The sequence below is a fragment of the Psychrobacter sp. ANT_WB68 genome, from assembly GCF_008369115.1.
Taxonomy (GTDB): domain Bacteria; phylum Pseudomonadota; class Gammaproteobacteria; order Pseudomonadales; family Moraxellaceae; genus Psychrobacter.
The window spans coordinates 71,388-81,937 of record NZ_VOAZ01000006.1 but is presented as its reverse complement, the minus strand read 5'-3'; the positions used below and the strand labels follow the sequence as shown (position 1 = coordinate 81,937).

Here is a 10,550-nt window from a genome sequence, read left to right as displayed (position 1 = left end):
CTGCTACGGTTGCGATAGCGGCGGTTAGGGTTGTTTTACCGTGGTCAACGTGTCCGATGGTACCGACGTTGACGTGTGGCTTGCTGCGTTCAAACTTGGCCTTTGCCATGGGTATTTCCTCTTTTTTTTGGGGTCAGTGCCAAACTCATATAAATACTAAAGTTAGGACAAGCCTGACCACATTAAAATAGTTGTTAAAAGGGTGCACATACTAATGTGCAGATATTATAAGAAAATCGTAGCCAATAACAAGTCTTTTAACCAATTATTGGCGGATTCTCTACTGACAATACAGAGATATGCTCGATATTGTCATATTAATACTTATTATTTACTCGTCATCATCTTTAGAGTTGAATTTAGAGATGATAGATTCTGCAACTGATTTTGGAATCTCAGCGTACTTTTGGAATTCCATTGAATACGTTGCACGACCTTGTGACATTGAGCGCATTTGTGTGGCATAACCAAACATTTCCGCTAATGGTACTTCAGCACGAATCTGTTTAGTACCGCCAGGCAAGTCTTCCATGCCTTGAACCATACCACGACGACGGTTAAGATCGCCCATGATATCGCCCATGTAGTCTTCAGGGGTTTCAACTTCTACTTTCATTACTGGCTCAAGTAGGGTTGGGTTTGCCGCCATAAAGCCTTTACGGAATGCGATAGAACCAGCCATTTTAAATGATAACTCATCCGAGTCAACATCATGGTAAGAACCATCATACAAGGTTGCTTTTACGCCAACGATTGGGTAACCAGCAAGTACGCCGTTTTTCATGCGCTCTTGAATACCTTTATCAACCGCACCATGGAATTCTTTTGGTACCGTACCACCAACAACTTCTTCAGCGAATTCATATAGAACGTCACCCGCTGGATCCATAGGCTCAAGACGTAACCAAACGTGACCGAATTTACCACGACCACCAGTCTGACGTACGAATTTACCTTCTTGTTCAACGGTGTTACGAATCGTTTCACGATAAGCAACCTGAGGCGCACCGATGTTTGCTTCAACGTTAAACTCACGCTTCATGCGGTCAACAAGAATTTCCAAATGTAGCTCACCCATACCACTGATGATCGTCTGACCAGACTCTTCGTCAGTATGTACACGGAATGATGGATCTTCTTTTGCCAAACGACCTAAAGCAATTGACATTTTTTCTTGGTCAGCTTTAGTCTTAGGCTCAACCGCTAGGCTGATAACTGGATCTGGGAATTCCATACGCTCAAGCGTGATCACATTTTGCTCATCACATAGCGTATCACCAGTGGTTACGTCTTTCATGCCAACTAAGGCTGCGATATCACCCGTGCGGATCTCTTGTAGCTCTACCTGAGCATCTGCCATCATCTGCACGATACGGCCAACACGCTCACGCTTCATTTTAACAGGGTTATAAACGCTACTGCCTTGCTTTAGAACACCTGAATAAACACGAACGAAGGTTAAGTTACCAACGAACTTGTCGTTCATGATTTTGAACGCTAGTGCTGCGAACGGCTCGTCATCAGACGCTTCGCGGAAGCCTTCAGACTCTTCTTTGTCATCAAGGATACCTTTAATAGCCGGTACGTCCATTGGCGCAGGTAGATACTGAATAACTGCATCCAACATCTTCTGTACACCTTTGTTTTTAAAGGCAGTACCACAGAGCAATGGAATGATTTCGTTATCAATAGTTAGTTTACGAATAGCGCCATGAATCTGCTCTACCGTCAATTCACCATTTTCAAGGTATTCATTCATCAATTCTTCTGATGCTTCAGCCGCATTCTCTACTAGATACTCACGATATTCTTCCGCTTTTTCTTGTAGTTCTACTGGGATTTCGCGCTCGTCATATTCCATACCTTGAGACGCTTCGTCCCAATAGATGGCTTTCATAGTCACTAGATCAACAACGCCTTCAAAGTCATCTTCTTTACCAATTGGAATAACCAATGGTACTGGCTTGCCGCCTAGACGAGTTTTGATTTGTTCTACCACACGGTAGAAATCAGCACCAACACGATCCATTTTGTTAATGAATGCTAAGCGTGGTACTTTATATTTGTTTGCCTGACGCCATACGGTTTCAGATTGTGGCTGAACGCCGCCTACTGCACAGTAAACCATGCACGCGCCATCAAGTACACGCATAGAACGTTCAACTTCAATCGTGAAGTCAACGTGACCTGGGGTGTCAATGATGTTGATACGGTGTTCGTCGAACTGTTTTGCCATACCTGACCAAAAACAAGTCGTCGCCGCAGAAGCAATGGTAATACCGCGCTCTTGTTCTTGCTCCATAAAGTCCATGGTAGCGGCACCATCATGGGTTTCGCCAAGCTTGTGGCTAACACCGGTATAGAACAAAACACGCTCAGTAGTGGTCGTCTTACCAGCATCAATGTGCGCTGAGATACCAATATTGCGATAGCGCTTTAGGGGAGTTTTACGAGCCATAGTGTTTTCCTAGGGAAATTCGTGTATATATTAATGTGTTGTGTCTCTACCTCATACTCTCTATGACAAAGCCATCGGCTTCGTTATATTACTTACTAATTATTGGGCCAAATACGGACAAAAAAGAGCAAATATAAGAATAGTGCGGCATCAAACTCAGGAAACTTTCTTTGTGAGCTTTGCAACTTTGCAGGCTTCTCGAAGTAGTATCCCTTTCAGAACAGCATCTTGACAGATGTCCGCCATCTAGGTGATTTAACCATCTTACGATAGTAATCATTAAACAACCCAATGATGATGGCGGCAATCAATAGAATAAATCAACAATACAAGGATTAACTGGCCGAAGCCGTTAATCCTAAGCGTCTAGGCTAGAATTAAAAATAATACTAGCTTAGAAACGGTAATGAGAGAATGCTTTGTTAGCATCTGCCATGCGGTGAACTTCGTCACGCTTTTTCATGGCATTACCTTTGCCGTCAGCAGCATCATTCAATTCGCCTGCAAGACGCAAAGCCATTGATTTTTCAGAACGCTTAGCAGCAGCTTCAGCTAACCAACGCATAGCCAAGGCAGTACGACGGGAGGGGCGTACTTCCATTGGTACTTGGTAGGTTGCACCACCAACACGGCGAGCTTTTACTTCGACCATTGGACGGACGTTTTCTAGAACTTCTTCAAAGAAAGCGACTGGGTCTTCGATCTTACGTTTTTCGCTAACTGTCTCAAGAGCACCGTATACGATACGCTCAGCAGTAGACTTTTTACCATGACTCATGACATGGTTGATGAATTTTGCAACAGTTTGGCTACCAAACTTAGGATCCGGTAGGATCTCACGGCTAGCAACGACGCGACGTCTTGGCATAATAATAATCCTTTTCTTCAGGAGTGTCTGACATTCACAATCTCGCACCAATTAATATTGGATGGCGTTATATCGAGTTGTCAGTCAGCCTTACTGCACGGCGGTATGTTATAACAGCAAATCACTAATTCAATGAAAGTACTCTTAACACCAGACCCATGCACAGTTAATGGGTGATACAAAGAATCTCAGTTAATAACGTTTGGTTATTAAACTTTAGGCTTCTTAGCACCATATTTAGAACGACCTTGTTTACGGTCTTTAACGCCTGCGCAATCTAGTGCACCACGAACAGTGTGATAACGTACACCTGGTAGATCTTTTACACGACCACCACGGATAAGAACAACGCTGTGCTCTTGTAGGTTATGACCTTCGCCGCCGATGTAGCTTGATACTTCATAGCCTGAAGTCAGACGTACACGACATACTTTACGCATGGCTGAGTTAGGTTTTTTAGGGGTAGTAGTATATACACGAGTACATACACCACGGCGTTGTGGGCACGCTTCCAACGCAGGAACTTTTGACTTTTCCTTGATGGTTTTGCGACCTTTACGAATCAATTGGTTAGTTGTTGCCATAAGGCATCCTTCTCCCGTTTGGTATAAAACAAAAAAATGGGGCAATGCACCAGCCATCTGACGTTAACGACAGATTTCGGGACACCCATTTTTAGGACAGTGTATTATAAAGAGTTGTTGCTGCTATTTCAACCACTTATGAGTGATTGTACTTTACAACATTCGATAGATATGCATTACGCCTACCACTATACCACTTTATCTGTCTTTAGTTAAAAACTGGCTAGAAAACAGATTGCTAAATATGGTATCAAAAGTAAGGCCATACATCGTTCAGATAAGATATTTAGAAATAAACAGACAGCAATTTATGAGAGCTAAATGGCGATACTATGTTATTTTTCAAGCCTATTTCCCAAAAATACCTGATGTTCAACGAGAAACAAGCTTAATAAGAAATAGATAGTATCGCCGTCTCTTATCTTAGATAAGCAAGTTATCTAAAATAAAATGAATAAATGATAAATTAAAGAGCAACTGCCACTAAACGCGAATAGCATTAAGTATTAGAAAAATGCTATTTACTTTGCTTGTTAGCAGCGTTATCGGATTTGCTTGATTTTTTATCAGCTGTCTTATCAGCACTACCCTTCTTCGACTCTTTTTTGTCGCTCTGTTTTTCAGTTTCTTGAGCATCCTCTTTAGCACTTTTTTTAACCGACTCTTTTTCTTTAGCATTAGTGGACTCTTTTTTGCTGTCAGCATCTTTGCTTGATTCTTTGTTAGCATCTTGCTTTTTATCAGCGCTAGCAGGTTTACTCACTTCGGCCTCACTACTGCTATCGTCGGTAATCGCACGGTTAGCAAGCTTAGCTTCTGGAGCAAAAGTCGCTTGAGCCACGCCAATGACTTCATCAATCAGCTGACTGTTATAACGCATACCGACGATAACGGCGGTGACTGGTAAGAATTTGCGTATCCATGTTAAGTTGATTTGATCCAAATCAATACCAACCTGACTGGCAATACTGTCCACTTGCTCGGCATAAAAATTGACGCTCTTGTTTTGTAAACCTAAATTTTTAAGCTCATTGTGCAAGCCACTACTTTGGGCACTATCAAGTAAGCCTTTACCGATACCAATACCAGCTAGCAAGGCTTGTTTTTCTTGCATCTTGCTTAAGTCAGCATTAGCAAGCAGCTCATAAGCCATCTTAACGCCTTGCTTACCCGTTAACGGCTTATTATAAACTGCACCCAACTGATAGACGGTACGTAATGATACCAATAATAACCACAAGGTATCAGCGAGCAAACCTGGCAGCCCAGCTAAACCTGTCAAACCACCTATCGTTGCCAAGGCGCGGTTTTGGTTGGCAATATCAGTGGCTAACGCATAACGCTGCTCATTATCTAGGCTTGCGATATTGGCAAAGCGATGCTGATCTGGTAAATCAATCTGACTCCAATGATCAGCAAGCTTAGCGATTTGAGCAAAAGCACCATCAACCGTTGATTCAAACAAGCTGTTTGGCACCACTTTTTTGGCATATTTACCATAAGTAGCAAAGCGGGTACCCAATAATTGCTGCGTTGCCTTTAAGGTTTGTTCACGGAATAAATCTTGTTGATAGTCTTCATCGCCCAAATTTACCGCTTTAAATTGGCGCGGTTTGCCGCTCTTAGCATTGACACTGTCAAGCATCGCACCCATACGTTCTAAGTTGTTGCGGGTAAAAGAACCAACGCTGCTGATGCCTTTATATAGAGTACTACGCTTTGCCATCTTGATGTCCTTAATATGATTATTGGTTGTTTGTTATTAATATTTTTAAAGGTAATTCTTATACACTACCCAGCTTTTATAAAGCTAAATTTCTTATATTAAGCTTTTTATATTAGCTATTAGTCTGGGTGTCATTTTAGCGAACGCTGATGATTGCTGTCAGTGCCAACAATGTTATCACTAGCGCCAGTTTTGTATCTAAAAGTATCCCTTATTTATAGCCATTAATGACTGTAGTATATAATTAAATAAGACCTGGTTAAAATATGTTTATGCTATATATAGCCTCATCATCACGATGTATGCACCGCGCTAATCCTAAGATAACACTAATCTTCTATTTTTAATAATAGGCGTGATTTTGTCGTTATTTTACACTTACGCCAAGATTTTAAACCCCTGATACGTTATCATATGCCATAATTCAAAGTACAGTTGTACTTTTATTTTTCAATCAGCATTTATAGAGTATAGCGTTGGATTCTGACCACTATAAAGACTGTAAAATAAGCATTTAGCCTGCCAAACCTTCTTGAGAGTTTTTTATTAAAGGTGAAAGGTTTGGGCGCTGAATAATAGCAGTAAATATTTAAAAGCGATTGTTAAAGATAATTATCAAAAAATCGCTACTCATAAGGAATAGTATATGCGCCGCGTTGTTATCACTGGAGCAGGGATTGTCTCTTGTATCGGACATGATTTGGCGACCGTCACCGATGCTCTTAAACAAGGGCGCTCAGGTATTACATTCAATGAATCGTATGCTGAGCACGACTTTAAATCACACGTTAGCGGTAGTATTGATAAATCAGAACTTGATACGTCAGGCATTGACCGTAAATTGAAGCGTTTTTTTAGTGACGCCAGCCTTTATGCTTATGTCAGCGCTTTAAACGCCATTGAGCAGTCGGGCTTAACACTTGAAACCATTAACCATAACCCACGTGTGGGTGTGGTTGCAAGCTCAGGCGGCGCGTCAACAGAAAATATCATCAATGCCGTGGACGCGATGCGCGAAAAAGGTTTACGCGGTGTCGGTGCGATGGCCGTACCAAAAACTATGGGCAGCTCGGTATCAGCAGCGCTTGCGACGGGTTTAAAAATCCAAGGTATCTCATACTCATTAACCTCGGCTTGTGCGACATCGACGCATTGTATTGGTCACGCCGCTGAGCTCATTCAGCTTGGTAAAGCAGATGTGATACTTGCGGGTGGCAGTGAAGCTGAACATTGGACACAGTCATGCATGTTTGATGCTATGGGCGCGGTCAGTACGCAGTATAACGATACGCCAAAAAGTGCTTCAAGAGCATATGATAAAGACCGCGATGGTTTTGTGATTGCGGCAGGCGGCGCGATGGTCGTCGTTGAAAGCTTAGAGCATGCTCAAGCACGCGGTGCCAATATTTTGGCTGAAATTGTCGGTTATGGCGCCAGCTCAGATGGTGCTGAAATGGTCGCCCCAAGTGGTGAAGGTGCCGTACGCTGTATGAAGCTAGCACTTGCTGAAGCAGGTCTAGAAAGCGTCGATTATATTAATAGTCATGGTACCAGTACGCCGTTAGGAGATATAACTGAGCTTAAAGCCATTGCAAAAGTATTTGGTGATGACATTAGTAAAGTCCCCGCTATTAGCTCAACCAAGTCGATGACGGGTCATAGCTTGGGTGCGGTCGGTGCGCAAGAATTGATTTATTGTTTACTGATGCTACAACAAGGCTTTATTGCCCCCAGTATCAATATAGAACAATTAGACCCTGCGGCTGAAGGCTTTGATATTGTGACTGAAAAACGTGATGTTGCGCTTAATACGCTCATGAGCAACAGCTTTGGCTTTGGCGGCACCAATGCCACTTTAATCATCAAAAAGTTTGATGCCTAACTATGCTCGCAGCACCTCATCTTAAAAACGAGCAAACCGTTTCTGCACCTTCGCCAGCTATTCAACCTAGCTGGCGTTTTGGTGAGCTGTCTGCCGCAGAATTATTACCGCAACTACAGCGTCATTTGTGCGCACAAAATCCTAAAGCAAACTGGCAATTAGTTTGGCTCAATAACGATGGACGACCTGTGATTGGCTTATTACCAAAAGTGAGCTGGTCTGTTTTTTATCCCACTAATCACAATGACACGCTAAATGTTGATAAAAAAGCGCCTATTTATAAAGTGATAAAAAACGACCGTGATAGCGCTTATGGTAATGATAAAACCAATCAAACTGTCACCACCACCTGTATGAGTTATAACGACTGGCAACAGGTATTAATCGCTTATAGTCAGGATTATGACGCCGATGATGCTTATGATAACAACTCGCTTTCAACGATAGAAGTCGATCCGCAGCCAAGTTATCATCATGGTTTGATAGGTTTTATTGGTTACGATATTGCTGCTCATGAGCTCAGTCCAGCCGCTCAAATAGAGCTGGCAACGCAGCCTTGCGCCAGCTTAGGGCATTATGATATCTATCTAACACCAAATGCTGAGCAAACAAACTGGCAGCTCAATATAAAAACCCGCCTGACTGATACTGATGACGCATACAAAAATGTACTGATTAAAGCGCTTATAGAATATTTAGAGGTATTGGACAGTAAATTGTCTAATGAAACTTTAGAAAACCCAGCGCTCGAAACGTTATATCAAACAACGCCTTTATCTTTAAAAGCGCAATGGAGCAAGCGTGATTATCAGCAAGCCTTTCAGCAGACGCAAAACTATCTGCAACAAGGGGACTGCTATCAAATCAATCTCACACAAGAATGGAAAGGTACTTTTAATAATCTCAGTGATAAGGATAGCTCACAGAAGCTTATCGACTATTTACCTGCCTTGCATCGTAATACCCAAGCGCCCTTTGCAGGATATGTAGCGGTTCATGATGTTAGTAGTGCAATCACAGCGAATACACCAAACAGTCAATTTGAATTACTAAGCTGCTCGCCTGAGTTATTTTTTACCTTTACTAAAGACGATAACGCTGGTAGTCACCATATACGCACTAAGCCCATTAAAGGCACGATGCCACGTGGATTTACTGCTGAACAAGATAACGCGTATAAACAAAAGCTCATCGCTAGCGAAAAAGACCGTGCCGAAAATGTCATGATTGTCGATTTATTGCGTAATGACTTAGGTAAATATGCCAAGATTGGCAGCGTAAAAGTGCCGAAATTATTTGCAATTGAGAGCTTTAGCAATGTGCATCATATGGTCAGCACCATTACCGCTGAGCTAAAGACAGACACTCACCCACTCGCTGTATTGTTTGGCAGTTTACCCGCAGGCTCTATCACAGGCACGCCGAAAAAGCGCGCTGTCGAGATTATTTCGGAGTTAGAAGGTGTGCCGCGCGGCGCCTATTGCGGCACTCTGGGCTATATGAATTTTGATGGCAGTGGGCAATGGAATGTATTGATTCGCACTTTACAAGCCAAGCATAAGCTAGGAAAAACTGGGCGCGTCAGCTTATGGGCAGGCGGCGGTATTACTATTGCCTCTGACCACGATGCTGAGTATCAAGAGTGTTTGGATAAAGTCGGTAACCTTTTAGGCGTTTTAACTCAAGACAATATCGATAAATAAAATTAAGAGTGATTTAAAAAGATAGCTCAATAACCAATAAAAAGCCTGCTCAACATAATGTTGGCAGGCTTTTTTATTCATATAACCATCGCTATTCAGATATTGCTTATCAAAATATAAATCGTAAACGAGATATTAATCAGCAATGACTGCAGCCTCTGTCTGCAATGCTTTTAAAGCGTCAATTAAACGCTCATTCTGCGCTGCCGTACCAACGGTAATACGCAAATACTCATTGATGCGTGGTTTATCAAAATGACGCACGATAATACCCTGCTCGCGTAATGCACTCGCCACGGCACTTGCCTCACCGTTTTTTGGACGAGCAAATACAAAATTGGCGTGCGATGGCAGCACCTCATAATCTAACGCTGTCAGCTCTACGGTGAGCGCTTGGCGTAAATCGATCACTTGCTGGCAAGTCTGAGTAAAATACTCAACATCCAAAACACTGGCGGTGGCTCCCGCTTGCGCTAACTTATCGAGTGGATAGCTGTTAAAGCTATTTTTCATACGCGTCAACGCTTCGATTAATGACGCATTACCAAATGCCATACCGACACGTAAGCCTGCAAGCGAACGTGATTTTGAAAAGGTTTGCGTCACGAGCACATTATCAAACTCATTAATCAGACTAACCGCTGATACTTCTACATCCAAGCTACCCTCTTCTTTTTGGACAAAATCGATATAAGCCTCATCAATCACAATCACTGAATTTGAGTGCTCACCAGCAAGCTTACGAATATCAGCAAGCGATAATAACAAACCAGTGGGCGCATTCGGATTGGCAATGATGATACCGCTACAAGGCTGACGATAGGCATCAGGACTGATACTGAAATCAGCTTCTAGCGCGATTTGCACCAGCTCAACACCAAAAGTGTGCGCATAAACGGGATAGAAGCTGTAGCTGATATCAGGTGCTAAAACAGGGCGCTCTTTTAGGAAAAAGCTGGCAAACACTAGCGCCAATACTTCATCAGAGCCATTACCGACGAAGACTTGATTCATATCAAGGTTATATAACTCTGCCAATGCAGCACGCAAGTCATCAGATTCAGGCGCAGGATACAAACGCAGCTCATCTGCTTGCTGCTGTAACACTTTTGCGATTGCCTCGCCGACTTTTGGTGAGGGCGGAAACGGATTTTCATTGGTATTTAATTTGCATAAATTTTCGTGCTGAGGTTGCTCACCAGGAATGTAAGGTGACAAGTTACGTGCTTTAGAAGACCAAAGCCTGGTGTCTATCTTTAACTCACTCATAAGTTATCCTACTATTAGCCACATAATCATTAAACATCTTTATTACATATAGTTATTAAC

The 10,550-nt window shown here is 42.5% G+C and carries 8 protein-coding genes; 2 read left to right on the top strand and 6 right to left on the bottom strand.

The genetic code is table 11. From position 1 onward, the window contains the following. The 5 genes from FQ084_RS13115 to FQ084_RS13095 all read right to left on the bottom strand — a co-directional run. Window positions 1-109: GTP-binding protein (locus FQ084_RS13115; RefSeq protein WP_227671040.1), on the bottom strand; the 109-nt coding region annotated here is incomplete at its 3' end. A 222-nt stretch (window positions 110-331) separates the two neighbouring features. Next, the gene (fusA, locus tag FQ084_RS13110) at window positions 332-2,458 is read right to left on the bottom strand and encodes an elongation factor G (protein ID WP_149491066.1); all 2,127 of its coding nucleotides are present in this window, start codon (window positions 2,456-2,458) and stop codon (window positions 332-334) included. A 394-nt stretch (window positions 2,459-2,852) separates the two neighbouring features. Next, window positions 2,853-3,326 carry a 30S ribosomal protein S7 gene (gene rpsG / locus FQ084_RS13105; protein ID WP_149491065.1) on the bottom strand — a complete coding sequence of 158 codons (474 nt, stop codon included), beginning with the start codon at window positions 3,324-3,326 and terminating at the stop codon, window positions 2,853-2,855. A 209-nt stretch (window positions 3,327-3,535) separates the two neighbouring features. Beyond that, entirely contained in the window at window positions 3,536-3,910 is a 375-nt protein-coding gene (gene rpsL, locus FQ084_RS13100; protein ID WP_011281154.1) for a 30S ribosomal protein S12, read from the bottom strand. A 517-nt stretch (window positions 3,911-4,427) separates the two neighbouring features. Continuing rightward, on the bottom strand, window positions 4,428-5,636 hold the full coding sequence (locus tag FQ084_RS13095) for a DNA-directed RNA polymerase I subunit RPA34 (RefSeq protein WP_149491064.1): 1,209 nt from the start codon (window positions 5,634-5,636) through the stop codon (window positions 4,428-4,430). Between the two features lie 646 nt (window positions 5,637-6,282). Here FQ084_RS13095 and FQ084_RS13090 point away from each other — a divergent pair. Both FQ084_RS13090 and FQ084_RS13085 read left to right on the top strand, forming a co-directional pair. Beyond that, window positions 6,283-7,518, top strand: a complete 1,236-nt coding sequence (locus FQ084_RS13090; RefSeq protein ID WP_149491063.1) for a beta-ketoacyl-ACP synthase II — start codon at window positions 6,283-6,285, stop codon at window positions 7,516-7,518. 2 nt (window positions 7,519-7,520) lie between these two features. Then, complete coding sequence (locus FQ084_RS13085) at window positions 7,521-9,221, top strand: anthranilate synthase component I family protein (protein WP_149491062.1); 1,701 nt, start codon at window positions 7,521-7,523, stop codon at window positions 9,219-9,221. 135 nt (window positions 9,222-9,356) lie between these two features. Here FQ084_RS13085 and hisC read toward each other — a convergent pair whose 3' ends face one another. Continuing rightward, complete coding sequence (hisC, locus tag FQ084_RS13080; protein WP_149491061.1) at window positions 9,357-10,490, bottom strand: histidinol-phosphate transaminase; 1,134 nt, start codon at window positions 10,488-10,490, stop codon at window positions 9,357-9,359. Window positions 10,491-10,550 lie beyond the last annotated feature (60 nt).